General features: G+C 65.0%; 26 protein-coding genes and 4 tRNA genes. 21 read left to right on the top strand and 9 right to left on the bottom strand.

Annotation, left to right across the window (positions count from 1 at the left end; all coding sequences use genetic code 11):
* Nucleotides 1-3: 3 nt before the first annotated feature.
* From ruvB to N5D30_RS05875, 11 genes are all read left to right on the top strand, one after another.
* Nucleotides 4-1,053 (top strand): Holliday junction branch migration DNA helicase RuvB, encoded by a 1,050-nt coding sequence (ruvB, locus tag N5D30_RS05925; protein ID WP_220813853.1) that lies wholly within the window; start codon nt 4-6, stop codon nt 1,051-1,053.
* A gap of 53 nt (nt 1,054-1,106) precedes the next feature.
* Nucleotides 1,107-1,562 (top strand): tol-pal system-associated acyl-CoA thioesterase, encoded by a 456-nt coding sequence (ybgC, locus tag N5D30_RS05920; protein WP_220813852.1) that lies wholly within the window; start codon nt 1,107-1,109, stop codon nt 1,560-1,562.
* A gap of 31 nt (nt 1,563-1,593) precedes the next feature.
* Entirely contained in the window at nt 1,594-2,265 is a 672-nt protein-coding gene (tolQ, locus tag N5D30_RS05915; protein WP_279908270.1) for a protein TolQ, read from the top strand.
* 10 nt (nt 2,266-2,275) lie between these two features.
* Complete coding sequence (tolR, locus tag N5D30_RS05910) at nt 2,276-2,734, top strand: protein TolR (protein WP_279905534.1); 459 nt, start codon at nt 2,276-2,278, stop codon at nt 2,732-2,734.
* The gene (gene tolA, locus N5D30_RS05905; RefSeq protein ID WP_279908139.1) at nt 2,734-3,708 is read left to right on the top strand and encodes a cell envelope integrity protein TolA; all 975 of its coding nucleotides are present in this window, start codon (nt 2,734-2,736) and stop codon (nt 3,706-3,708) included. Before tolR ends, tolA begins: the two co-directional genes overlap by 1 nt.
* Before the next feature lie 26 nt (nt 3,709-3,734).
* On the top strand, nt 3,735-5,006 hold the full coding sequence (gene tolB / locus N5D30_RS05900) for a Tol-Pal system beta propeller repeat protein TolB (protein ID WP_220813849.1): 1,272 nt from the start codon (nt 3,735-3,737) through the stop codon (nt 5,004-5,006).
* A 57-nt stretch (nt 5,007-5,063) separates the two neighbouring features.
* A complete protein-coding gene (pal, locus tag N5D30_RS05895) occupies nt 5,064-5,564 on the top strand; it encodes a peptidoglycan-associated lipoprotein Pal (RefSeq protein ID WP_220813848.1) in 501 nt (166 codons plus the stop codon).
* A gap of 6 nt (nt 5,565-5,570) precedes the next feature.
* Nucleotides 5,571-6,380 (top strand): tol-pal system protein YbgF, encoded by an 810-nt coding sequence (gene ybgF / locus N5D30_RS05890; protein ID WP_279905536.1) that lies wholly within the window; start codon nt 5,571-5,573, stop codon nt 6,378-6,380.
* 334 nt (nt 6,381-6,714) lie between these two features.
* On the top strand, nt 6,715-7,362 hold the full coding sequence (gene queE / locus N5D30_RS05885) for a 7-carboxy-7-deazaguanine synthase QueE (protein WP_279908138.1): 648 nt from the start codon (nt 6,715-6,717) through the stop codon (nt 7,360-7,362).
* Nucleotides 7,363-7,373: 11 nt separating this feature from the next.
* A complete protein-coding gene (gene queC / locus N5D30_RS05880; RefSeq protein WP_279908136.1) occupies nt 7,374-8,048 on the top strand; it encodes a 7-cyano-7-deazaguanine synthase QueC in 675 nt (224 codons plus the stop codon).
* A 58-nt stretch (nt 8,049-8,106) separates the two neighbouring features.
* Nucleotides 8,107-8,182: transfer RNA gene (locus N5D30_RS05875), tRNA-Lys, on the top strand.
* A 154-nt stretch (nt 8,183-8,336) separates the two neighbouring features.
* On the opposite strand, the gene N5D30_RS05870 is transcribed toward N5D30_RS05875, so the two are convergent.
* Both N5D30_RS05870 and N5D30_RS05865 read right to left on the bottom strand, forming a co-directional pair.
* Nucleotides 8,337-9,992 (bottom strand): electron transfer flavoprotein-ubiquinone oxidoreductase, encoded by a 1,656-nt coding sequence (locus N5D30_RS05870; RefSeq protein WP_279908134.1) that lies wholly within the window; start codon nt 9,990-9,992, stop codon nt 8,337-8,339.
* A gap of 14 nt (nt 9,993-10,006) precedes the next feature.
* Nucleotides 10,007-10,297 carry a hypothetical protein gene (locus tag N5D30_RS05865; RefSeq protein ID WP_220815580.1) on the bottom strand — a complete coding sequence of 97 codons (291 nt, stop codon included), beginning with the start codon at nt 10,295-10,297 and terminating at the stop codon, nt 10,007-10,009.
* Nucleotides 10,298-10,317: 20 nt separating this feature from the next.
* Here N5D30_RS05865 and N5D30_RS05860 point away from each other — a divergent pair, with 20 nt between their 5' ends.
* Entirely contained in the window at nt 10,318-11,067 is a 750-nt protein-coding gene (locus N5D30_RS05860) for an electron transfer flavoprotein subunit beta/FixA family protein (protein WP_220815581.1), read from the top strand.
* Complete coding sequence (locus N5D30_RS05855; RefSeq protein ID WP_220815582.1) at nt 11,068-11,997, top strand: FAD-binding protein; 930 nt, start codon at nt 11,068-11,070, stop codon at nt 11,995-11,997.
* A gap of 60 nt (nt 11,998-12,057) precedes the next feature.
* Here the strand turns inward: N5D30_RS05855 and N5D30_RS05850 are convergent, their stop codons facing one another.
* Nucleotides 12,058-12,981 carry an alpha/beta hydrolase gene (locus N5D30_RS05850; protein ID WP_279908132.1) on the bottom strand — a complete coding sequence of 308 codons (924 nt, stop codon included), beginning with the start codon at nt 12,979-12,981 and terminating at the stop codon, nt 12,058-12,060.
* A gap of 100 nt (nt 12,982-13,081) precedes the next feature.
* On the opposite strand from N5D30_RS05850, the gene N5D30_RS05845 reads away from it, so the two are divergent.
* Genes N5D30_RS05845 through N5D30_RS05835 form a run of 3 tightly spaced genes read left to right on the top strand, consistent with a single transcriptional unit; the run spans nt 13,082 to nt 15,080 of the window.
* A complete protein-coding gene (locus tag N5D30_RS05845; protein ID WP_220815654.1) occupies nt 13,082-13,930 on the top strand; it encodes a transporter substrate-binding domain-containing protein in 849 nt (282 codons plus the stop codon).
* Nucleotides 13,931-13,950: 20 nt separating this feature from the next.
* Nucleotides 13,951-14,277 carry a DUF4398 domain-containing protein gene (locus N5D30_RS05840; RefSeq protein WP_279908269.1) on the top strand — a complete coding sequence of 109 codons (327 nt, stop codon included), beginning with the start codon at nt 13,951-13,953 and terminating at the stop codon, nt 14,275-14,277.
* Complete coding sequence (locus N5D30_RS05835; RefSeq protein WP_279908131.1) at nt 14,274-15,080, top strand: OmpA family protein; 807 nt, start codon at nt 14,274-14,276, stop codon at nt 15,078-15,080. The genes N5D30_RS05840 and N5D30_RS05835 overlap by 4 nt, the downstream gene beginning before the upstream one ends.
* Nucleotides 15,081-15,266: 186 nt before the next feature.
* On the opposite strand, the gene N5D30_RS05830 is transcribed toward N5D30_RS05835, so the two are convergent.
* From N5D30_RS05830 to N5D30_RS05820, 3 genes are all read right to left on the bottom strand, one after another.
* Nucleotides 15,267-15,351 (bottom strand) — tRNA-Leu (locus tag N5D30_RS05830).
* A gap of 55 nt (nt 15,352-15,406) precedes the next feature.
* A tRNA-His gene (locus tag N5D30_RS05825) sits at nt 15,407-15,482 on the bottom strand.
* Between the two features lie 32 nt (nt 15,483-15,514).
* A tRNA-Arg gene (locus N5D30_RS05820) sits at nt 15,515-15,591 on the bottom strand.
* A gap of 258 nt (nt 15,592-15,849) precedes the next feature.
* On the opposite strand from N5D30_RS05820, the gene folD reads away from it, so the two are divergent.
* On the top strand, nt 15,850-16,704 hold the full coding sequence (gene folD, locus N5D30_RS05815; protein ID WP_279908130.1) for a bifunctional methylenetetrahydrofolate dehydrogenase/methenyltetrahydrofolate cyclohydrolase FolD: 855 nt from the start codon (nt 15,850-15,852) through the stop codon (nt 16,702-16,704).
* Between the two features lie 97 nt (nt 16,705-16,801).
* Nucleotides 16,802-17,086 carry a hypothetical protein gene (locus N5D30_RS05810; RefSeq protein WP_279908129.1) on the top strand — a complete coding sequence of 95 codons (285 nt, stop codon included), beginning with the start codon at nt 16,802-16,804 and terminating at the stop codon, nt 17,084-17,086.
* 6 nt (nt 17,087-17,092) lie between these two features.
* Here N5D30_RS05810 and N5D30_RS05805 read toward each other — a convergent pair whose 3' ends face one another.
* From N5D30_RS05805 to N5D30_RS05795, 3 genes are read right to left on the bottom strand one after another with little or no spacing between them, the layout of a single operon-like run.
* Complete coding sequence (locus tag N5D30_RS05805) at nt 17,093-17,518, bottom strand: hypothetical protein (RefSeq protein ID WP_279908128.1); 426 nt, start codon at nt 17,516-17,518, stop codon at nt 17,093-17,095.
* Nucleotides 17,519-17,525: 7 nt separating this feature from the next.
* Nucleotides 17,526-18,038 (bottom strand): DUF4124 domain-containing protein, encoded by a 513-nt coding sequence (locus N5D30_RS05800; RefSeq protein WP_279908127.1) that lies wholly within the window; start codon nt 18,036-18,038, stop codon nt 17,526-17,528.
* A 38-nt stretch (nt 18,039-18,076) separates the two neighbouring features.
* Nucleotides 18,077-20,137 (bottom strand): S9 family peptidase, encoded by a 2,061-nt coding sequence (locus N5D30_RS05795; RefSeq protein ID WP_279908126.1) that lies wholly within the window; start codon nt 20,135-20,137, stop codon nt 18,077-18,079.
* A gap of 91 nt (nt 20,138-20,228) precedes the next feature.
* Here N5D30_RS05795 and N5D30_RS05790 point away from each other — a divergent pair, with 91 nt between their 5' ends.
* The 3 genes from N5D30_RS05790 (at nt 20,229) to N5D30_RS05780 (ending at nt 22,040) form a co-directional block, all read left to right on the top strand.
* Nucleotides 20,229-20,708 (top strand): MFS transporter, encoded by a 480-nt coding sequence (locus N5D30_RS05790; protein WP_220815590.1) that lies wholly within the window; start codon nt 20,229-20,231, stop codon nt 20,706-20,708.
* 108 nt (nt 20,709-20,816) lie between these two features.
* On the top strand, nt 20,817-21,257 hold the full coding sequence (locus N5D30_RS05785; RefSeq protein WP_279908125.1) for an HIT family protein: 441 nt from the start codon (nt 20,817-20,819) through the stop codon (nt 21,255-21,257).
* A gap of 3 nt (nt 21,258-21,260) precedes the next feature.
* Nucleotides 21,261-22,040 (top strand): class II glutamine amidotransferase, encoded by a 780-nt coding sequence (locus tag N5D30_RS05780; RefSeq protein ID WP_279908124.1) that lies wholly within the window; start codon nt 21,261-21,263, stop codon nt 22,038-22,040.
* Nucleotide 22,041: the final 1 nt, after the last annotated feature.

Raw genomic sequence — 22,041 nt, 5'->3', positions numbered from 1 at the left:
GAAGTGATAGACGCCGACCGCCTGATAACCGCCAGCAGCCGCGACCGCGACGAGCAGCTGGACCGCGCCATCCGGCCGCTCAAGCTGGCCGAGTACATCGGCCAGCCGGTGGTGCGTGAGCAGATGGAGCTGTTCATTCAGGCCGCCAGGAACCGCCAGGAGGCACTGGACCACACGCTGATCTTCGGCCCGCCGGGACTCGGCAAGACCACCCTGGCCAACATCATCGCCCAGGAAATGGGCGTGTCGATCAAGAGCACCTCGGGCCCCGTGCTGGAGCGCCCGGGCGACTTGGCCGCGCTGCTGACCAATCTTGAAGCCGGCGACGTCCTGTTCGTCGACGAGATCCATCGCCTTTCGCCCGTGGTCGAGGAGGTGCTGTACCCGGCCATGGAGGACTTCCAGCTCGACATCATGATCGGCGAAGGCCCGGCGGCCCGCTCGATCAAGCTCGACCTGCCGCCCTTCACCCTGGTCGGCGCCACTACCCGTGCCGGCATGCTGACCAATCCATTGCGCGACCGCTTCGGCATCGTCCAGCGCCTGGAGTTCTACTCCAGCGAGGACCTAGCCACCATCGTCGGCCGCTCGGCCGGCATCCTCGGCCTGGCCATCGACCCGGAGGGCTCCTTCGAGATCGCCCGCCGTGCCCGGGGTACTCCGCGGATCGCCAACCGCCTGCTGCGCCGGGTGCGCGACTTCGCCGAAGTGCGTGCCGGCGGGCAGATCAGTCGCGCCATCGCCGATCAGGCGCTGAACATGCTGGACGTCGACGAGCGTGGCTTCGACCATCAGGACCGGCGTCTGCTGCTGGCCATGATCGACAAGTTCGACGGCGGGCCCGTGGGGGTCGACAACCTGGCAGCGGCCATCGGCGAAGAACGTGGAACCATCGAGGACGTGCTCGAGCCTTACCTGATTCAGCAGGGCTACATCATGCGCACCCCGCGGGGCAGGGTGGTGACCCGGCATGCCTACCTGCACTTCGGTCTCAACCTGCCGAAGCGCCTGAGCGATGTTCCGGTCACGGATCTTTTCGGCGGCGACGAATAGTTGCAAAACAAAGGCTTGCCCGGATTGGCAAGGCCAGGAGTAAACACTAGAGTATGCGCGCGCAAAACGAGGCCCAGCCTTTCATCTTCAGGTGTCGGGTGTACTACGAGGACACCGACGCCGGCGGCATCGTCTATTACGTCAATTACCTCAAGTTCATGGAGCGGGCTCGCACCGAGTGCCTGCGCAGCCTGGGTTTTGCCCAGTCGCAGCTGGCTGGCGAGAACCTGTTGTTCGTCGTGCATTCCGCCGAGGCGCGCTATCGCTCGCCGGCGAGGCTGGACGACGAGATTCTTGTCACTGCCGAGGTAATGGAGTTGAACCGTGCCAGCCTGCGCTTCCGTCAACAGGTACGGCGGGCAACGGATGAGGCGCTGCTTTGCGAAGGGCAGTTCGTGGTGGCCTGCGTGCGGGCCGACAATTTGAAACCCCGTGCCATCCCCGAAGCGCTGCGCGCAGCCTTCGCAGCCGGCATGGGTACAGTCACAGCAGGATCGGTAGGAGAGTAGCGTGGAAGCAACAGCCAACGCCGTCGACCATATGTCGATGTGGAGCCTGATCAGCAACGCCAGCCTGGTGGTGCAACTGGTCATGCTGACCCTGGTGGCCGCCTCGGTCACCTCCTGGATCATGATCTTCCAGCGCAGCACCATGCTGCGTGCGGCGAAGAAGTCCCTCGAGGTGTTCGAGGAGCGCTTCTGGTCCGGCATCGACCTGTCCAAGCTGTATCGCCAGGCCGGCAGCAACCCGGACCCGGACTGCGGTGTGGAACAGATCTTCCGTGCCGGCTTCAAGGAATTCTCCCGCCTGCGCCAGCAGCCGGGCGTTGACCCGGACGCGGTGATGGACGGCGTGGCCCGCGCCATGCGCGTCGCCATCTCCCGCGAGGAAGAGAAGCTCGAGCAGAGCCTGCCGTACCTCGCTACCGTCGGCTCCACCAGTCCCTACATCGGCCTGTTCGGCACCGTATGGGGCATCATGAACTCCTTCCGCGGCCTGGCTCAGGTGCAGCAGGCGACCCTGGCCACCGTGGCCCCGGGCATCGCCGAGGCGCTGATCGCCACCGCCATCGGCCTGTTCGCCGCCATCCCGGCGGTAATCGCCTACAACCGCTTCGCCGCTCGCGGCGAGATGCTGATCGGCCGCTACTACACCTTCGCCGACGAGTTCCAGGCCATCCTGCACCGCAAGGTCCACACCTCGGACGAGTGAGTCTCAGCCCATGGCCAGAATCCGCAACAGACGCAAGCCGGTCGCCGAGATGAACGTCGTGCCCTACATCGACGTCATGCTCGTGCTGCTGGTGATCTTCATGGTGACCGCGCCGATGCTCAACCAGGGTGTCAAGGTCGACCTGCCCAAGGTTTCCAGCGAGGCGCTGCCGCAGGACAACGACGCCCGCGTGCTGACCATCTCGATCAAGGCCGACAAGACCTACTACTGGAACATGGGCGAGGAAGTCGACCCGGACCAGAGCAAGGCCAGCGAGACCGCCACCGAGCTGCCCGCTCTGGTGCAGACGGTCAGCGCGATCATGAACCAGAACGCCGGCCAGGGTAAGAAAGTGCAGGTCTTCGTGCGTGGCGACAAGGCCGTCGACTATGGCTCGGTCATGGCCGTGATGGGCGGCCTGCAGCAGGCCGGCGTCGGCAACGTCGGGCTGATCACCGAGGCGCCCTGATGCAGCAGAAGAGCGTTCGCTCCTCGTCGGAAAGCTATTTCTGGCCGACCATCTGGGCCGTGGCGATGCACGTCCTGATGTTCGCCATGCTGTTCGTCAGCTTCCACTTCGCCCCCGAGCTGCCGCCGGCCAAGCCGATCGTGCAGGCTACGCTGTACCAGCTGAAATCCCAGAGCAAGGCGACCACCCAGACCACCCAGAAGATCGCTGGCGAGGCCGAGAAGACCAAGGCCCGCCAGTACGAGGTGGAACAGATGGAGGCCCGCAAGGAGGAGCAGCAGAAGCAGGAAGCGGCGGCGGAACAAAAGAAAGCCGAGGCAGCCAAACAGGCTGAGGTGGCGAAGAAGCAGGCCGAGGCCAAGAAAGCCGAGGAAGCGAAGGCGGCCGAGCAGAAGAAACAGGCCGAGATCGCCAAGAAGAAGGCCGAGGACGATAAGAAGAAGGCGGCCGAAGAGGCCAAGAAGAAAGCCGCCGAGGAAGCCAGGAAGAAGGCTGCCGAGGCCGCCAAGAAAAAGGCTGCGGAAGAGGCCAAGAAGAAGGCCGCCGCCGAAGCCGCGAAGAAAAAGGCCCAGGAGGCCGCACGCAAGTCCGCCGATGAGAAGAAGGCACAGGCCCTGGCCGAGCTGCTTTCCGATACTACCGAGCGGCAGCAGGCGCTGGCGGAGACTCAGGGCGATCAGGTCGCCGGCGATTTCGACGACCTGATCCGGCGCTACGTGTCGCAAGGCTGGAGCCGTCCGCCTTCGGCGCGCAACGGCATGACGGTGGTGGTGCAGATCAACATGCTGCCCGATGGCTCCATCACCAATGCCACCGTGGTGCGTTCCAGTGGCGACTCCGCCTTCGACAGCTCGGCGGTGACCGCCGTGCGCAACGTGGGCAGGGTGACGGAAATGCAGGGCTTGAGTCCCAGCGACTTCAATCCCTATCGCTCATTCAAGATGACCTTTACACCAGAGGACCTGGACCTGTGATCAATCTGTTTCGAGGGTTCCTAATCATGCTCTGCTGCGCTGCCGGTCTGGCGGTCGCGGACGAGAAGAACATCCTGGTCACCGGCGGTTCCGACCGGGCCATCCCGATCGCCGTGGTGCCGTTCGGCTGGCAGGGCGGCACCGTCCTGCCGGAGGACCTTTCCACCGTCATCGGCAATGACCTGCGCAACAGCGGCATGTACGCGCCGATCCCGCGGCAGAACATGATCAGTCTGCCGACCTCGGCGGCCGAGATCATCTATCGCGACTGGCAGGCGCTTGGCGCCCAGTACGTGATGGTGGGCAGCATCGTGCCCAACGGCGGTCGCCTGCAGGTGCAGTTCGCCCTGTTCAACGTGACCACCCAGCAACAGGTGGTTGCCGGCACCGTGGGCGGCACGCCGGACCAACTGCGCGACATGGCCCACCACATCGCCGATCAGGCATTCGAGAAGCTCACTGGCATCAAGGGCGCCTTTTCCACCAAGATGCTCTATGTCACCGCCGAGCGTTTCGGCGTGAACAACACCCGTTACACCCTGCAGCGCTCCGACTACGACGGTGCGCGCGGCGTGACCCTGTTGCAGTCCCGGGAGCCGATCCTGTCGCCGCGTTATGCGCCGGACGGGCGTCGCATCGCCTACGTGTCGTTCGAACAGCGCCGCCCGCGTATCTTCCTGCAACACATCGATACCGGCCGCCGCGAGCAGCTGACCAACTTCGAGGGCCTCAACGGCGCCCCGGCCTTCTCGCCGGACGGCAATCGCCTGGCCTTCGTGCTGTCCAAGGACGGCAACCCGGAGATCTACGTGATGGACCTCGGCTCGCGCCAGATCCAGCGCGTGACCAATTCGGGCTCGATCGAGACCGAGCCGTTCTGGGGCAAGGACGGGCAGACCCTGTACTTCACCAGCGACCGCGCCGGCAAGCCGCAGATCTACAAGCAGAGCATCCACGGCGGCAATGCCGAGCGGGTGACCTTCACCGGCAACTACAACGCCAACCCGAAACTTTCCGCCGACGAGAAGACCCTGGTGATGATCCATCGCCAGGATGGCTTCACCAACTTCAAGGTGGCCGCCCAGGATCTCGTGACCAGCCGCCTGCGCATTCTTTCGGAGACCAGTCTGGACGACTCTCCCACTGTTGCGCCTAATGGCACCATGCTAATCTACGCCACCCGCCAGCAGGGCCGGGGAGTGCTGATGCTCGTGTCCACCAACGGGCGTGTCAGGCTCCCGATTCCCACCGCTCAAGGTGACGTACGGGAACCGTCCTGGTCCCCCTTCCTGAACTGATGCGGTAAAAACGTTTTTTCTGCTTAAACACACCTGGGGTTCATTAGGAGTTACACCATGGAAATGCTGAAATTCGGCAAATTTGCTGCTCTGAGTCTGGCTCTGGCCGTGGCTGTCGGTTGTTCTTCCAAAGGCGGCGACGCCTCCGGCGAAGGCGCTGTCGATCCGAACGCTGGCTACAACGCCGGTAACAGCGGCATCGACAACGGTGCTCTGAGCGAAGAAGCCGCTCTGCGCGCCATCACCACCTTCTACTTCGAGTACGACAGCTCCGACCTGAAGCCGGAAGCCATGCGCGCTCTGGACGTACACGCCAAGGACCTGAAAGGCAACGGCGCTCGCGTCGTTCTGGAAGGCCACACCGACGAGCGCGGTACCCGCGAGTACAACATGGCTCTGGGCGAGCGTCGCTCCAAGGCCGTTCAGCGCTACCTGGTGCTGCAGGGCGTTTCCCCGGCCCAACTGGAGCTGGTGTCCTACGGTGAAGAGCGTCCGGTTGCCACCGGCAGCGACGAGTCCTCCTGGGCTCAGAACCGCCGCGTCGAACTGCGCAAGTAATTCGCCATGCGTAAGTGCCCTCGTATCCTGACCTCTCTGCTTCTGGCCCTGCCGCTCGCGGCGGTGGCCGAGGTCCCTGTGGTGGATGGCGGCTCCGGTAGCAGCTATCCGCCCGCCGGCTATGGTACGAGCGGCGCCTACGCCGGGGGCGGGGCGCAAGCCCCGACCTCGGCGCAGGGCCAGCTGTTCATGCAACTGCAGCAGATGCAGGACGAGATCGCCCAGCTGCGCGGTCTGGTCGAAGAACAGCAGAACGAGATCCAGCGCCTGAAGCAGGAAAGCCTAGCGCGCTACCAGGATCTCGACAGCCGCCTGCAGGGCGGTGCCGCCGGTGCCCAGGCACCCGCACAGAATTCCCCGGCCGATGGCGCGATCAACGCCGCCGGCACACCCGCCGCTCCGGCTCAGCAGGCCCCGGCGGCCAGCAATGAACCGGCCGACCCGGCGAACGAAAAGCTCTATTACGACGCCGCCTTCGACCTGATCAAGGCCAAGGACTTTCCCAAGGCCAGCCAGGCCTTCGAGGGCTTCCTGCGCAAGTTCCCGCAGAGCCAGTACGCCGGCAACGCCCAGTACTGGCTGGGCGAGGTGAACCTGGCCCAGAACGACCTGCAGGGTGCCGGCAAGGCCTTCGCCCGGGTCGCGGCCAACTACCCGAACCACGCCAAGGTGCCGGATTCGCTGTTCAAGCTGGCCGACGTGGAGCGGCGCCTGGGTAACACCGACAAGGCGCGAGACATCCTCAAGCAGCTGATCGCCCAGTATCCTGGTTCCTCGGCGGCGCAGTTGGCGCAGCGCGACCTGCAGCGACTCTGATCGCTCGTCTCGTGCCCGAAAGCCCGCGCCTGTCGCGGGCTTTTTCATGGCTATGTCCCCGTTATGTGTTGGTGGCGCAATCCTGCTCTTGTGGAAGTGGCTGGGCGGTATTCCGATTGGCCGCGAAATTCGCGGATAAATCCGCTCCCACGAGGTGTGCAGCAACTAACGGGGACATAGCCCTTTTCATGACCGGCCTTTTGGCGGTCACGCGTAGGCCATCGGATGCACGACGTTAGCCATGTCTCCCGGGGCGTTTTTGTTTAGAATCGGCGCCCCGATTCACCCGCAACGGAGGCGGATGGCCTGTTTCGCCGTCACGCCCGGTGCTGATATGCAAGATACCCTGCGCATTACCGAGATTTTCCACTCGTTGCAGGGCGAGACGCGCACCAGTGGCCTGCCCACGGTGTTCGTGCGCCTGACCGGCTGCCCGCTGCGCTGCCAGTACTGCGACACCGCCTACGCTTTCAGCGGCGGCGAGATCATGAGCCTGTCCTCGATCATCGAGCAGGTGGCCGCCTACCGGCCTCGTTACGTCTGTGTCACCGGCGGCGAGCCGCTGGCGCAGCCCAACTGCATCCCGTTGCTGCGGCAGCTGTGCGACGCCGGCTACGAGGTTTCCCTGGAAACCAGCGGCGCGCTGGACATCTCGGCCACCGACACCCGCGTGAGTCGGGTGGTCGATCTGAAGACGCCCGGTTCGGCCGAGTCGGGGCGCAACCTCTACGCCAACATGGAGCGGCTCACCCGCAACGACCAGGTCAAGTTCGTGATCTGCTCCCGGGATGACTACGACTGGGCGGTGAGCAAGCTGATCGAGTACCGCCTGGAACAGCGAGTCGGTGAGGTGCTGTTCTCGCCCAGCCATGGGCAGGTGGACGCGCGCGAACTGGCCGACTGGATCGTTGCCGACAACCTTCCGGTGCGCTACCAGCTGCAGCTGCACAAGCTGCTGTGGCGCGACGAGCCGGGGCACTGAGGAGTGACGATATGACTGACAAGAAAGCCGTGGTGCTGCTCTCCGGCGGCCTCGACTCCGCCACTATCCTCGCTCAGGCCAGGGCCGAAGGCTTCGCCTGCTACAGCATGAGCTTCGACTACGGCCAGCGGCACAGGGCCGAGCTGCAGGCGGCCGAACGGGTGGCGCGCCAGCTGGGTGTGGTTGAGCACAAGGTGATCGGCCTGAATCTCAACGGCATCGGCGGCTCGGCCCTGACCGACAGTGACATCGCCGTGCCGGAGGCGCCCACCGAGGGTATCCCAGTGACCTACGTGCCTGCGCGCAACACGGTGTTCCTGTCACTGGCGCTGGGCTGGGCCGAAGTGCTCGGGGCCCATGACATCTTCATCGGCGTCAATGCGGTCGACTACTCCGGCTATCCCGATTGTCGCCCGGAGTTCATCGAGTCCTTCGAGCGCACGTCCAACCTGGCGACCCGCGAGGGCGTGGAGGGCAAGGGCTTCCGTATCCGCGCGCCGCTGCAGAACCTGACCAAGGCACAGATCATCGAGGCAGGCATGAGGCTAGGCGTGGACTACGGCCTGACCGTCTCGTGCTACCAGGCCGACGAAGACGGTCGCGCTTGCGGCAGATGCGACAGCTGCCGTCTGCGTGCGGCCGGGTTCAGCGCCGCAGAAGTGGCCGATCCGACGCGCTATCGCTAGGTTTTTTCCTGGAATGTGTTGATTTTCTGAATCAAATCAGTATCATGCGCTCCGCATTGGGTCGTTAGCTCAGTCGGTAGAGCAGTTGGCTTTTAACCAATTGGTCGTAGGTTCGAATCCTACACGACCCACCATCTTCCAGGCGCAGCCACAAGCCGCTGTGCCGCTCTCGAAGCCCACCATACGGTGGGCTTTTTTGTGGCCGGTAGGGTGCGCTGCGCGCACCATCTGCTCCGCATCCTGCGCGCACAAAGAAGAAAGGCTCCCGAGGGAGCCTTTCTGTCTGCATCACATGTTGGGGTAGTTCGGGCCGCCGGTGCCTTCCGGGGCCACCCAGGTGATGTTCTGCGACGGGTCCTTGATGTCGCAGGTCTTGCAGTGCACGCAGTTCTGCGCGTTGATCTGGAAGCGCTTCTCGCCGTCTTCCTGGGTCACCACCTCGTACACGCCGGCCGGGCAGTAGCGCTGCGCTGGTTCGTCGTACTTCGGCAGATTGACGCTGATCGGGATGCTGGCGTCGGCCAGCTTCAGGTGGCAGGGCTGCTCTTCCTCGTGGTTGGTGTTGGAGAGGAACACCGAGGACAGCTTGTCGAAGCTGAGCTTGCCGTCCGGCTTCGGATAGTCGATGCGCTTGGACTCGGCGGCGGTCTTCAGGCAGGCGTGGTCCGGCTTGTTGTCGTGCAGGGTGACCGGGATCTTGCCGCCGAAGATGTTCTGGTCGATGAAGTTGAAGGCGCCACCGGCCAGTGCGCCGAACTTGTGGATCGCCGCGCCGAAGTTGCGGCTGCGGAACAGTTCGTCGTACAGCCAGCTGGCCTTGAAACCGTCCACGTAGCCGTTGAGCAGGTCGCCGCCCTGGCCGTCGGCCAGCAGGGCGTCGGCCACTGCCTCGGCGGCCAGCATGCCGGATTTCATGGCAGTGTGGCTGCCCTTGATCTTGGCGAAGTTCAGGGTGCCGAGGTCGCAGCCGATCAGCGCACCACCCGGGAAGACCATCTTCGGCAGGGAGTTCAGGCCACCCTTGCAGATGGCGCGGGCGCCGTAGGAGACGCGCTTGCCGCCTTCCAGGTACTGGGCGATCACCGGATGGTGCTTGTAGCGCTGGAACTCGTCGAACGGCGACAGGAACGGGTTGGAGTAGGACAGGTCGATGATCAGGCCGACCACCACCTGGTTGTTCTCCAGGTGATAGAGGAAGGAGCCGCCCGGGTTCTCATCGTTCAGCGGCCAGCCTGCGGTGTGCACCACCAGGCCCTGCTCGTGCTTGGCCGGGTCGATGTCCCAGATTTCCTTGATGCCGATGCCGTAGTGCTGGGCGTCGGCTTCGCTGGCCAGGTCGTACTTCTTGATCAGCTGCTTGCCGATATGGCCACGGCAGCCTTCGGCAAACAGGGTGTATTTGGCGCGCAGTTCCATGCCCGGGGTGTAGTAACCCTCTTTCGGATGGCCTTCGCGATCCACACCGAGGTCGCCGGTGACGATGCCGCGTACCACGCCGTTCTCGTCGATCAGCGCTTCCTGGGCGGCGAAGCCCGGGTAGATCTCGACGCCCAGGGCTTCGGCCTGCTGAGCCAGCCAGCGGCACAGGTTGCCCAGGGAGATGATGTAGTTGCCTTCGTTGTGCATGGTCTTGGGCACAAAGAAGTTCGGTACCTTGGCGGCCTTTTCGGCGCTCTGCAGCAGGTAGATGTCGTCACGCTTCACTTCGGTGTTCAGCGGGGCGCCCAGTTCCTTCCAGTCGGGGAACAGTTCGTTCAGGGCGCGCGGTTCGAAGACCGCACCGGAGAGGATGTGGGCGCCGACTTCGGAACCCTTCTCGACCACGCAGACGCTGATCTCTTTGCCGGCGTCGGCGGCCTTCTGCTTCAATCGGCAGGCGGCGGAAAGGCCGGAGGGGCCGGCGCCGACGATGACGACGTCGAACTCCATAAATTCGCGTTCCACAGAGAATCTCCTACTCAAGGCTTCTTCGGTGTTGTTTTGATCTGCTTGGCTAGGCTTTCTCTGGCCTGCGCGCTGGGCATTATATATACAGCCCCTCGCTCGTCCAATACAAACGTTTGTTTGAATTTTGTCAAACCCTGATAGCGCAAGGGTTGGCGGTGGATGGATGGGCGGTTTTTCGTGTTGACCGAAAAAGGTGTTCCAGTCAAGATACGGGCGGTTTTGCGCTCGCCGTATGGGCTGACCGTCGGTTCCGGCCGACCTGCATCACTGGCCAGGCTTGCCTTGGCGACATTCTTATTCACCGGAGAGTAACGAGGAATCCATGAAGGTTCTTGTAGCTGTCAAACGAGTGGTCGACTACAACGTCAAGGTTCGCGTCAAGGCGGACAACTCCGGCGTCGACCTCGCCAACGTCAAGATGTCGATGAACCCCTTCTGCGAAATCGCCGTGGAAGAAGCCGTGCGCCTGAAGGAAAAGGGCGTTGCCAGCGAGATCGTGGTCGTCACCATCGGCCCGAACGCCGCTCAGGAGCAACTGCGCACCGCGCTGGCCCTGGGTGCCGACCGCTCCATCCTGGTCGAGACCAACGAAGAGCTGAACTCCCTGGCCGTGGCCAAACTGCTCAAGGCCGTGATCGACAAGGAGCAACCGCAACTGGTCATCCTCGGCAAGCAGGCCATCGACAGCGACAACAACCAGACCGGCCAGATGCTGGGCGCCCTGACCGGCTATGCCCAGGGCACCTTCGCCTCCAAGGTCGAAGTGGCTGGCGACAAGGTCAACGTCACCCGTGAAATCGATGGCGGTCTGCAGACCGTCGCCCTGGCCCTGCCGGCGATCGTCACCACCGACCTGCGCCTGAACGAGCCGCGCTACGCGTCGCTGCCGAACATCATGAAGGCCAAGAAGAAGCCGCTGGACGTGGTCACCCCGGACGCCCTGGGCGTTTCCACCGCTTCCACCGTCAAGACCCTGAAAGTCGAAGCGCCTGCTGCCCGGAGCGCCGGCATCAAGGTCAAGTCCGTGGCCGAACTGGTAGAGAAACTGAAGAACGAGGCGAAGGTAATCTAAATGGCTATCTTGGTTGTTGCTGAACACACTAACGCCGCTCTGGCCGCTGCCACTCTGAACACCGTTGCCGCCGCTCAAAAGATCGGTGGCGACATTCACGTGCTGGTCGCCGGTTCCAACGCCGGTGCCGCTGCCGAAGCCGCCGCCAAAATCGCTGGCGTGAGCAAGGTACTGGTTGCCGATAACGCTGCCTTCGCCAACCAGCTGCCGGAAAACGTCGCTCCGCTGGTTGCCGAGCTGGGCAAGGGCTACAGCCACATCCTGGCTGCCGCCACCAGCAATGGTAAGAACATCCTGCCGCGCGTTGCCGCCCAGCTGGATGTCGACCAGATCTCCGAGATCGTTTCCGTCGAGAGCGCCGATACCTTCAAGCGTCCGATCTATGCCGGTAACGCCATCGCTACCGTGCAGTCCTCGGCTGCCGTGAAAGTGATCACCGTGCGTGGCACCGGCTTCGACGCCGCTGCCGCCGAAGGCGGCTCCGCTGCCATCGAAGCCGTTGCCGCTGGCGGCGACGCTGGCAAGTCGTCCTTCGTCGGCGAAGAGCTGGCCAAGTCCGACCGTCCGGAGCTGACCGCTGCCAAGATCGTCGTTTCCGGCGGTCGTGGCATGCAGAACGGTGACAACTTCAAGCACCTGTACGCCCTGGCCGACAAGCTGGGCGCCGCCGTCGGTGCTTCGCGCGCCGCCGTCGATGCCGGCTTCGTGCCGAACGACATGCAGGTTGGCCAGACCGGCAAGATCGTCGCGCCGCAGCTGTACATCGCGGTCGGCATCTCCGGTGCCATCCAGCACCTGGCGGGCATGAAGGACTCCAAGGTCATCGTCGCCATCAACAAGGACGAGGAGGCGCCGATCTTCCAGGTGGCTGACTACGGCCTGGTGGCTGACCTGTTCGAAGCCGTACCGGAGCTCGAGAAGCTGGTCTGATCCCGCTTCCCGTTCCAGCAGGAAACCCGCTCATCGAGCGGGTTTCTTGTTTCTGGGCGCTTATAAGCTGTCGAGGAATGCCTGGTAGTGCTGTGCGGTTTCCTCGGGGCGCTCGATCATGGGGGCATGGCCGCAATCCTTCATCACGACCACGGTCGGCTTCTGCAAGAGTGGCTTCATCACCTCGATGCTGGAGACATCCAGCACCCGGTCCCGATCGCCCCATAGCACCAGGACGGGCACCTGGATCTTCGGCAGCTCCGGCTCAAGCGGTACATACTGTTCGCGGAGCTGGGTGAAGATCATGTCGTAGTGCGCTTGGTTTGCCATGGATTGCGCGGCGAAGTGGCGCTTCAGCGAATCGGGCAGCGGTGGCGGATTGACGAAGACGAAATCCATCAGCGTGCCGAAGTCCTCTGCCTTGCGCACCACAAGCGGGTTGGGCTGGCCGCGTTCGATCATCTGGAACATCTCGCTCATGCGGGGAGAGGTGATGCCGGCGTTGTCCAGCAGAGCGATGCTCGAGACCTGGTCCGGGTAGCGTGCCGCATAGAGCGCGGCGATATGCCCGCCCATGGAGTTGCCGATCAGGTGCGGCTTCTCGATGTTCAGCGCCGTGACGAAGGCGTGCAGCCGTTCCGTCTGGCTGGCGACGTCGTAACTGGCATCCGGTTTGCTGCTTTCTCCGAAACCGGGCAGGTCGAGGGCGATGACGCGATAGCGCTCGGTGAAGTGGCGGGCCATGCGTAGCCAGTTGTCGCGGTTGGCGCCGAACCCGTGGATCATGACCAGGGTGTCACCGTCTGTCGGCCCGCCTTCGTAGTAATGTAGGGTCAATCCGTCGACGGTCGCCGTCCGGGCGGAAAGGCCGGCCAGCTGTCGCTCGGCGAACTGTACGCTGGCGATCAGCAGGGAGGGGGAGAAGTAGAGTGCGCCGGCCGCACAGGCCAGCACGAGGACGATACCCAGTATGAGTTTTTTCATGGCGAATCCTTATCGCTAATTATTATTAGGACGTCGGCTACGCTAGCATGAAGAGAGCGGGCCTGGTAAAGACCCGACGTTGCCACGAATATCAGCGGTGTTGCCAATGCGAATGATGCTGTCATTGAAAGCCATCGGAGCGCTTGCCCTCGTCGCCCTGCCGGGAATGACCTGGGGGCTGGGCAAGTGCGAGCGCCTGGTGGCCACCGGCAATCCCGAGTATCCACCCTACCTGTGGCGCGATCCGCAGAGCCCACAGCACCTGATCGGGGCCAACGCCGACCTGTTGGCGTTGATCGGCGAGCAGCTGGGTGTGAAGATCGACATCATCTATACCGGCCCCTGGTCCCGCGCTCAGGACGAGGTGCGCACTGGTCGCGTCGACATGCTGGCGGGTGCCTTCCTCACACTGCCGCGCCTGGAGATCATGGACTACGTGCATCCGGCTTTCTTCAATACCCCCAGCGTGGTCTGGGTGCGCAAGGGCGAAGGTTTTCCCTACAGTGGCTGGGAGGACCTGCGCGGGCGCACCGGCGGCATCCTGGTGAACAACAGCTTCGGCCAGCAGTTCGACAGCTTCGCCAAGACCAATCTCGATCTGGAGCAGGTGCCGAGCCTGGTGCAGGCCTTCCAGAAGCTGCTGCTGGGGCGTACCGACTATGTCATCAACGAGCGCTACCCGGGCATGGCCCTGGCCGGCACCCAGGGCATGGTGGATAGCCTGGAGACGCTGGAGCCGCCGATTTCCAGCGAGGGCCTCTACCTGACCCTTTCCCATGATTCGGCCTGCAACGATCCCTGGTTGCGCGGACAGCTGGCGAAAAAAATGACAGAATTGACCGCCGCCGGCCTGCCGGAAACCCTTCTGCAGCGCAATCTCGAGCGTTGGAAGACCCAGCAGCTGCAGGCCGCCGACGTTCCCCCGCAAGTGCAGGAAAAATCCCAGTGAATCGACGTTTCACCCTTGCCCTGGCAGTGCTGGCGCTGGCCGGTTGCGCCAACGATCCCGCGCCGAACGAGCAGATGCGCCTGACCACCCAGGCGGTAGAGCAGGCACGCGCCGTGGGCGCCGACCAGGAAGTCGAAGAAATGCGCTTGGCCGAGCAGAAGCTGGCTCGCGCCGAGAAGAACATGGGCGAAGAGGATTACAAGCGCGCCAGGGTGTTCGCCGAGCAGGCGGAGCTCGATGCCCGGCTCGCCGAAGCCAAGGTGCTCAATCACAAGAGCCAGAAGCAGCTCGACGAGCTGAATGCGCGTATCGCTCGCCTGCGCAAGCAACTGGGGGAGCTGCCATGACCCTGAAGACCGCTCTGGGCAGTTGCCTGTTGCTGCCGCTGGCGCTGCTCGCCGGTTGTGCCAGCCAGGAGAGCCAGCAGGTGCTCGGCAAGGCCGAGGCCAGCTTCCAGAAAGTGAAGGAAGACCCGGACGTGTTGCGCAGCGCGCCCAAGGATGTGATCCGCGCCAGCGAGTCGCTGGCGCGCGCGGAGCGCCTGGCGAGCTACTGGGGCAGTGGTGATGACGTCGAGCATTACGCCTACCTGAGTCAGCGCTACAGCCAGATCGCCCGTGAACACGCCGATCTCAACCTCAACCAGGAGCGTCTGGCGAAGCTGGAGCTGGAGCGCGATCGCCTGCAGCTGGCATTGCGCGAGGCCAAGTTGCTCAGTGTCCAGCAAGGGCAGTTCCTGGGGGAGCAGATGGTCAGCCTGGCGGCCAGCGAAACCGATCGAGGGCTGGTGATGACGCTCGGTGACGTGCTGTTCGACGCCGGACGCAGCGAACTCAAGGCCTCGGCCAACCGCACCATCCTGAAGCTGGTGCAGTTCCTCCAGATCAACCCGCGGCGCACCATCCGCATCGAGGGCTACACCGACAATCGCGGCAAGTCGGCGGAGAATCTGGAGCTGTCTCGCACTCGGGCCCAGGCCGTGGCGGACCTTCTGGCCGACCTGGGTATCGATAGTGCGCGCATGGAGGTCAAGGGTTACGGCGAGGCCCACCCGTTGGCGGAAAACGCATCGGCCAAGGGGCGTGCGCAGAATCGCCGGGTGGAAATCCTGATTTCCGATGACAAGGGCGTGCTGGGGGCGGGGCGCTAGTTCCTGCCGTCGATTCCCTCGGGTGACTATAGGCCGGCTCGTATTGCGAGTCGGCCTTCTTCGTTGCGCCCAGAGGAAGGCTTTCGCGCTTTCTTGGAGAGCGAGGAGGCGAAGGGATGGAGGGGGAGGGTGCGCCGCTTCCGAGAAGGAGGGGCTTGGTCATTGGCCCCGAAAGCGGGCTCAATATGGTGCGGACGGAGAGACTCGAACTCTCACACCTTGCGGCGCCAGAACCTAAATCTGGTGTGTCTACCAATTTCACCACGTCCGCGTGGTCATGCTCGAAACGAAAACGCCAGGCACGTGGCCTGGCGTTCTCTGGAATATGGGGTGGACGATGGGAATCGAACCCACGACACCAGGAGCCACAATCCTGTGCTCTACCAACTGAGCTACGCCCACCATATTGCAGTTGCTTGTGCCTGATTCGCCAATGGCGCACCCGGCAGGACTCGAACCTGCGACCATCCGCTTAGAAGGCGGATGCTCTATCCAGCTGAGCTACGGGCGCTTAATCATCTGCGAACAGACTCTGAAGCTACAGCTCCAACCGTTTCCGGTCGTTGCCATCTTACCCAGCGTTTGGCTGTGCTCGACAAGCGGGGCGCATGTTATATAGCCAGCCTCTCATCGTCAACAAGGGAACGAAAAAATTCCTGCTGGATAAAGGGCTTACGAAAATGCCCGGAGCATGCGCCTTTGCCCTGCCGGTCGCCCATGCGAGAATGGGCGCCATTTTCTCCACCTTTCCCATGGTTAAGCGAGCGTCATGACCGCAAAACTGATCGACGGCAAAGCCATTGCCGCCAGCCTCCGCCAGGATATCGCCAAACGCGTCAACGAGCGCCGCCAGCAGGGGCTGCGCGCGCCCGGCCTGGCCGTGATCCTGGTCGGCAGCGATCCGGCGTCCCAAGTCTATGTGTCGCACAAGCGCAAGGATTGCGAGGAGGTCGGCTTCGTCTCCGTGGCCCATGACCTGTCCGCCAGCACCACCCAGGGCGAATTGCTCGGCCTGATCGACCAGCTCAACCGCGACAGCGCTATCGACGGCATCCTGGTCCAGCTGCCGCTGCCGGCCCATCTGGACGCATCGCAACTGCTCGAACGCATCAACCCGGACAAGGACGTGGACGGCTTCCACCCGTTCAACGTCGGCCGCCTGTCCCAGCGCATGCCGCTGCTGCGCCCGTGTACGCCGAAAGGCATCATGACGCTGCTGGAGAGCACCGGCGTGGACCTGCACGGCCAGCACGCCGTCGTGGTAGGCGCCTCCAACATCGTCGGCCGGCCCATGGCTCTCGAGCTGCTGCTCGCCGGCTGCACCGTGACCGTGACTCACCGCTTCACCCGCGACCTGCCAGGCCACGTGGCCCAGGCGGACATCGTGGTAGTGGCCGCCGGCAAGCCGGGCCTGGTCAAGGGCGAGTGGATCAAGGAAGGCGCCATCGTCATCGACGTGGGCATCAACCGCCAGGCCGACGGCAAGCTGGTGGGCGACGTGGAGTTCGACGTGGCCGCCGAGCGCGCCGGCTGGATCACTCCGGTGCCGGGCGGCGTCGGCCCCATGACCCGGGCCTGCCTGCTGGAGAACACCCTGTACGCGGCGGAGCACCTGCACGCCTGATCGCTATCCGGCGCCGATCCCTTCCGATGATCGGTCGGTATCCGCCGGGGACGTGCGTTGTCACAAGGGCAGGTACCTTGTTTCGAGAGTCCTGCCCATGCGCCGTCCGCTTCTTCTGATCGTGGCCCTGTTGCCCGGCATCTCCGCCTGGGCCCAGCCGCCCGGACTGCCCGGGACTTCCACGCCGCAGCCCTACGAGCGGCCGGAGGTGCGCAGCATCGAGCCTGCGCAACGCGACCGGCCGCCGCTGCTGGTCAATCCCCGGCCTCCCCGCGAGCCCTCGTCCGCTCCGCAGGTGCCGCAGGACAGGCCGCTGCCGCCCCTGGAAAGCGAGCGGCGCAGCCAGCAGCGGCATCCCGCCGAGTCCATCGACAAGCCCTGAGAATCGTCAGGCGGCCACCTGGCGTGGTCGCAGGAAGATCAGCGGCAGCGCGATCGACAGCGCGGCGGCGGTATTCAGGTAGGCATGCAGCCGCAGGCCGAAGTGGATGGAAATCGCACTGTCCAGCACGCACCAGACCAGCAGCGCGAGGAAAATCGTCGGCTTGATCTGCCGATGGCCATGCCGGCGATAGAGAAACACCAGTAGGCTGAACAGCACGCCCCAGCTCGCCACGGTCGGCCCGAACAGCCCCACCATGGTGCGCAGCAGGGCCTGGAACTCCTCCGTTGGCGGCACGGCGGCGACGCTGGCGTAGAGATAGTCGAAGTAGGAGCGGGTGACCGGCAGGTGGGCGGCGAAGGCGAGCGCCACGCCGAGGCCCGCGTGCCCGAGGCCGACCGCCATCAGCCAGCGATAGAGAAAGTTCTGCACGGGGCGCTCAGAGGTTCTTCAGCGCCGCTTCCAGCGCGCCCGAGCAGATCATGATGCCGGCGCCGTGGGACAGGCATTCGAACCGCTCCAGGTCCTCGCCCTTGCTGGCCATGCAGTTCTGCAGGGTCAGCGCCTTGTTGACATCGTCCAGCGCCTTCATGGCCTGCCCCAGCTGCTCCTGGGTGATCTTGCCGTCCTTTCGGCGCTCGCGGGCGATGTCCTTCAGGTTCGGTATGTCGACGGCGGTCCAGCGCATGGCTTCCCGGCACATCTCGCGCTGGGAGGTCGTCTGGTTGGAGGACGCCTCGCTCTGCTCGGTTTCCTGCGGCGCCACCGCCGGCTGCGCGCCGTCGCTGGAGTAGCCCTGGCGGATATTGACGGTCTCGACCGGCTTTTCCGGCGTCGGTGGCTGGCTGCCGAAATGCTTCTGGCCGTTCTCGTCGACCCAGGTGTAGATCTGGGCCTGGAGGGGCAGGGCGCAGCACAGCAGGAGCAGCGGGAGAAGTCGGCGGGCGGGCATGCCATCGGTCCTTGAATGGGAGGGGTGAAGCACGATAGTCAGGCGCCGGCCGCTTGCCAAGCACTGTCCACGTCCAGCACCTTGAGCAGGAAGGCGTACTCCAGCGCCACGTCGCGCAGCGCCTGGTAGCGGCCGCTCATGCCGCCATGGCCGGCGCCCAGGTCGGTCTTGAGTAGCAGCAGGTTGGCGTCGGTGCGGGTGGCGCGCAACTTCGCGACCCACTTGGCCGCTTCCCAGTACTGCACGCGGCTGTCGTTGTAGCCCGCCACGGCGAGGATCGCCGGGTAGTCCCGGGCCTGCACGTTCTCGTAGGGCGCGTAGCCCCTGATGCGCTCGTGAACCTCCGGCTGGTTGGGATCGCCCCATTCGTCGTACTCGGTCACGGTCAGCGGCAGGTCGGGGTTGAGCATGGTGTTGAGCATGTCGACGAAGGGCACTTCGGCGATGGCCGCGGCGAACAGCTCGGCGCGCTGGTTGAGCACCGCGCCGATCAGCAGGCCGCCGGCGCTGCCGCCGCTGATGGCGAGCTGCCTGGGCGTAGTCAGCCCGGCCTGGATCAGGTGCTCGGCGCAGGCGATGAAGTCGCCGAAGGTGTTCTGCTTGTGTTCCAGCTTGCCGTCGCGGTACCAGGCCTCGCCCAGCTCGCCGCCGCCGCGCACGTGGGCGATGGCGAAGGCGAAGCCGCGCTCCAGCAGGCTCAAGCGGGCATGGCTGAACCAGGGGTCGAGGCTTTCGCCGTAGGCGCCGTAGCCGTAGAGGTAGAGCGGCACGGGCCGGCTGGTGGCGAACACCTCCCGGCGCGCCACCAGGCTGATCGGCACCCGGGTGCCGTCGGCGGCAGTGGCCCACAGCCGACGGCTCTCGTAGGCGTCGGCGTCGAACGGGCCTTCCACCGGTGTCTGCTTGAGCACTTGCTGCTCGCCGCTGGCGAGGTTCAGCTGGCGCACCTGGGCGGGACGGTTGAGTGCCTCGTAGCGCAGGCGGATCGCCTCGCTGTGGAACTCCAGGCTGTCCTGCACGTGCAGGCTGTAGGCGGCGTCCGGCAGTTGCACGGGGTAGGGCGCGGTGGCGCGGGGGTGGACCTCGATGATCGGCAGGCCGCCCTCGCGCAGGCTGAGCACGAAGGCGTCGCGGTTGAGGGTCAGACCTTCGAGCATGCGCTGCGGGTCGTGGGCGATCAGCTCGCGCCAGTGCTCGCGGGTCGGCTGGTCTTCATCGGCGACGTACAGGGCGAAGTTGATGCCGGCCTGGTTGCTGCGCACGAACCAGGTCCAGCGGCCGTCCAGCAGGCCGTGGTCGACGTCGTATTCGTGGTCTTCCTGACGCGGCGCCAGGCAGCGGAACTCGCCATTGGGCGTGTCGGCGTCCAGCACCCAGGCTTCGCTGGTGGTCTTGCTGCCGAGGCCGAGAATGAGCTGGCGCTCGGAGCTGGAGCGGTAGCAGCTGAGGAAGAAGCGCCCGTCGGCCTCCTCGAACACCTGTTCGGCGCCTTCGTCGCTCAGGCGGTGACGATGCAGGCGCCAGGGCCGGTGGGTGTCGTCCAAGGTGACGAAGAACAGGGTCTGGCTGTCGTTGGCCCAGGTCATCTGGCCGTCGCAGTCGTCGAACGGCAGTTCGCGCAGCAGGCCCGTGTCCAGTTCCCTGACGAACAGCCGGTAGATCTCGTCGCCGCTGGTGTCGAGGCTGTAGCCGAGCAGGCGGTGGTCCGGGCTGATGGTGAAGGCGCCGAGCGACAGGTAGCCGTCGCCGGCCAGCGCGTTGGGGTCGAGCAGCAGCTGCTCGACGTTCTCGTCGACGGTCAGCGAGCCGTCGGCCGGGCGTGGGCAGCGGTAGTGGCGCGGGTATTCGTCGCCGGCGGTGGTGCGCTGGTAGTACAGCCAGGGGCCCCAAGGCACCGGCAGGGACAGGTCGGTCTCGCGGATGCGCCCCTTGATCTCCTGGAACAGGGTTTCGCGCAGTCCGGCCTGGTCGGCCAGCTGTGCCTCCAGGTAGGCGTTCTCGGCCTCGAGGTAGGCGAGCACCTCGGCGGTGTCGCGCTGTTCCAGCCAGCGGTAGGGGTCGGTGCCGGCTTCGCGGCGGGCGATGGGGGCGTCGGTCATGGTGGTTCTCGCTCGGGGCGACCGCAGGGAGGTCGGTGGCCGCAAAAGCCGTTATCATAAGCGCCCCTTTGCCGGCCAAGCCACGAAACACATGACCGAACAAGACTATCTGCTCGCCTGGGCCGTCTATGGCATCGCCGCGCTGGGCTGCCTGCTGGTGTGGTTCCGCATGACCGGCTGGATGTGGCGCTGGCTGCGCGAGCCGCTGCGCGTCGTGGTGGCCGTGCTGCTGCTGAGCCCGACCATCGTCGACCCGGCCAGGGAGCTGTTCGCGCCCGCCATCGCCGTCACCGCCATCGACCTGCTGTTCGAGGTGGGCAAGAACGCCTGGCGCGCGGTGGCCGACCTGGCCATCTACTGCCTGATCGCCCTCGGCGTGTGGCTGGTCTTCGCCGCCCTGCGCTGGCCGGTGGAGCGCTGGTGGGCGGGGCGCAAGGGGCCGCGCGCGGAGGCCGTGGAAGAAGACGAGCCGACCCTGCGCGAGCTGATGGAGCGCGAGGAGCAGCACGACACCGACACCCGCTTCGATGCCCGTGGCGACCGGCGCCTGCGCATCGAGCCGCGTCTCTAGTCGCCGCCGCGAGCGCGAAGAGCGGCAAACAGCCCTTTTCATGACGATACGCCGGGTTGCATGCCCTCCGGCTTGCGCTAGCATGGCCGCATGCCACGAGGAGAGCCCATGAGCTGCGTGTTCTGCGCCATCGCCGACGGTCATCTGCCGGCGCACGTCATCCACGAAGACGAACACTTTCTGGTGCTGCTGGACATCTTCCCGCTGCGCCCGTCCCACCTGCTGATCGTCGCCCGCGGCCACGCGCCGTTCCTGGCCGATCTGCCGGCGCCACCGCGCGAGGCGCTGCTGGCCCTGGCCGAGCGCATGGCCTGGGCGCTCTACCGCGAGCCCGGCGTGCTCGGCATCAACCTGCTGCTCAACGACGGCCCGGCCGCCAACCAGCACGTGCCGCACCTGCATCTGCACCTGATACCCCGCCGCAGCGGCGACCTGCCGGCGCTGTGCTGGCGCATCCTCACCCGTTTCCTCCCGCTCGGCCGCAAGCGCCTGGACGCGCGCCTGGCGCGCGAGGCGGAGCGGTTGCGCGGCGCATTGCTGGAGATCTGACGCATGTGCGAACTGCTCGGCATGAGCGCCAACGTACCCACCGACATCGTGTTCAGCTTCACCGGGCTGATGCAGCGGGGCGGCGGCACCGGCCCGCATCGCGACGGCTGGGGCATCGCCTTCTACGAGGGGCGCGGCCTGCGCCTGTTCCAGGACCCGACCGCCAGCGTCGGCTCGGAAGTCGCCAAGCTGGTACAGCGCTACCCGATCAAGAGCGAGACGGTGATCGGCCACATCCGCCAGGCCAATGTCGGCCGGGTGTGCCTGGCCAACACCCATCCCTTCGTCCGCGAGCTGTGGGGACGCAACTGGTGCTTCGCCCACAACGGCCAGCTGGTCGGCTTCGCGCCCCAGTTCGACTTCTACCGGCCGGTGGGCGACACCGACAGCGAGGCGGCCTTCTGCGACCTGCTCAACCGGGTGCGCGCTGCCTTCCCCGAGTCGGTGCCGGTGGAAGTGCTGCTGCCGGTGCTGATCCAGGCGGCTCAGGACTATCGTGGCAAGGGCGTGTTCAACTGCCTGCTCAGCGACGGCGACTGGCTGTTCTGCTTCTGCTCGACCAAGCTGGCGCAGATCACCCGCCGCGCGCCCTTCGGCCCGGCGCGGCTGAAGGATGCCGACCTGACCGTCGACTTCCAGGCGGAGACCACGCCGAACGACGTGGTGACGGTGATCGCCACCGAGCCGCTGACCGACAACGAGCGCTGGAACCTGTTCCAGCCGGGGCAATGGAGCCTGTGGCGGCGGGGCGAGCGGGTGGCTCACGGACAGATGGGGGATTGAG

Origin of the sequence: Pseudomonas sp. GD03875 (genome assembly GCF_029840585.1) — a bacterium.
In the GTDB taxonomy this organism is placed as follows: domain Bacteria; phylum Pseudomonadota; class Gammaproteobacteria; order Pseudomonadales; family Pseudomonadaceae; genus Aquipseudomonas; species Aquipseudomonas paralcaligenes.
The sequence above is the reverse complement of the archived record's forward strand: the minus strand, read 5'-3'. Positions and strand labels throughout refer to the sequence as shown.

What these genes read in the sequence shown, in the direction of transcription:
- N5D30_RS05850 (WP_279908132.1), bottom strand. Translation starts at nt 12,981, where the DNA reads ATGAAAAAACTCATACTGGGTATCGTCCTCGTGCTGGCCTGTGCGGCC.
- ybgF (WP_279905536.1), top strand. Translation starts at nt 5,571, where the DNA reads ATGCGTAAGTGCCCTCGTATCCTGACCTCTCTGCTTCTGGCCCTGCCG.
- N5D30_RS05860 (WP_220815581.1), top strand. Translation starts at nt 10,318, where the DNA reads ATGAAGGTTCTTGTAGCTGTCAAACGAGTGGTCGACTACAACGTCAAG.
- tolA (WP_279908139.1), top strand. Translation starts at nt 2,734, where the DNA reads ATGCAGCAGAAGAGCGTTCGCTCCTCGTCGGAAAGCTATTTCTGGCCG.
- tolR (WP_279905534.1), top strand. Translation starts at nt 2,276, where the DNA reads ATGGCCAGAATCCGCAACAGACGCAAGCCGGTCGCCGAGATGAACGTC.
- N5D30_RS05835 (WP_279908131.1), top strand. Translation starts at nt 14,274, where the DNA reads ATGACCCTGAAGACCGCTCTGGGCAGTTGCCTGTTGCTGCCGCTGGCG.
- ybgC (WP_220813852.1), top strand. Translation starts at nt 1,107, where the DNA reads ATGCGCGCGCAAAACGAGGCCCAGCCTTTCATCTTCAGGTGTCGGGTG.
- tolB (WP_220813849.1), top strand. Translation starts at nt 3,735, where the DNA reads ATGCTCTGCTGCGCTGCCGGTCTGGCGGTCGCGGACGAGAAGAACATC.
- N5D30_RS05795 (WP_279908126.1), bottom strand. Translation starts at nt 20,137, where the DNA reads ATGACCGACGCCCCCATCGCCCGCCGCGAAGCCGGCACCGACCCCTAC.
- tolQ (WP_279908270.1), top strand. Translation starts at nt 1,594, where the DNA reads ATGTCGATGTGGAGCCTGATCAGCAACGCCAGCCTGGTGGTGCAACTG.
- N5D30_RS05800 (WP_279908127.1), bottom strand. Translation starts at nt 18,038, where the DNA reads ATGCCCGCCCGCCGACTTCTCCCGCTGCTCCTGCTGTGCTGCGCCCTG.
- queC (WP_279908136.1), top strand. Translation starts at nt 7,374, where the DNA reads ATGACTGACAAGAAAGCCGTGGTGCTGCTCTCCGGCGGCCTCGACTCC.
- N5D30_RS05780 (WP_279908124.1), top strand. Translation starts at nt 21,261, where the DNA reads ATGTGCGAACTGCTCGGCATGAGCGCCAACGTACCCACCGACATCGTG.
- folD (WP_279908130.1), top strand. Translation starts at nt 15,850, where the DNA reads ATGACCGCAAAACTGATCGACGGCAAAGCCATTGCCGCCAGCCTCCGC.
- pal (WP_220813848.1), top strand. Translation starts at nt 5,064, where the DNA reads ATGGAAATGCTGAAATTCGGCAAATTTGCTGCTCTGAGTCTGGCTCTG.
- N5D30_RS05855 (WP_220815582.1), top strand. Translation starts at nt 11,068, where the DNA reads ATGGCTATCTTGGTTGTTGCTGAACACACTAACGCCGCTCTGGCCGCT.
- N5D30_RS05810 (WP_279908129.1), top strand. Translation starts at nt 16,802, where the DNA reads ATGCGCCGTCCGCTTCTTCTGATCGTGGCCCTGTTGCCCGGCATCTCC.
- queE (WP_279908138.1), top strand. Translation starts at nt 6,715, where the DNA reads ATGCAAGATACCCTGCGCATTACCGAGATTTTCCACTCGTTGCAGGGC.
- N5D30_RS05790 (WP_220815590.1), top strand. Translation starts at nt 20,229, where the DNA reads ATGACCGAACAAGACTATCTGCTCGCCTGGGCCGTCTATGGCATCGCC.
- N5D30_RS05785 (WP_279908125.1), top strand. Translation starts at nt 20,817, where the DNA reads ATGAGCTGCGTGTTCTGCGCCATCGCCGACGGTCATCTGCCGGCGCAC.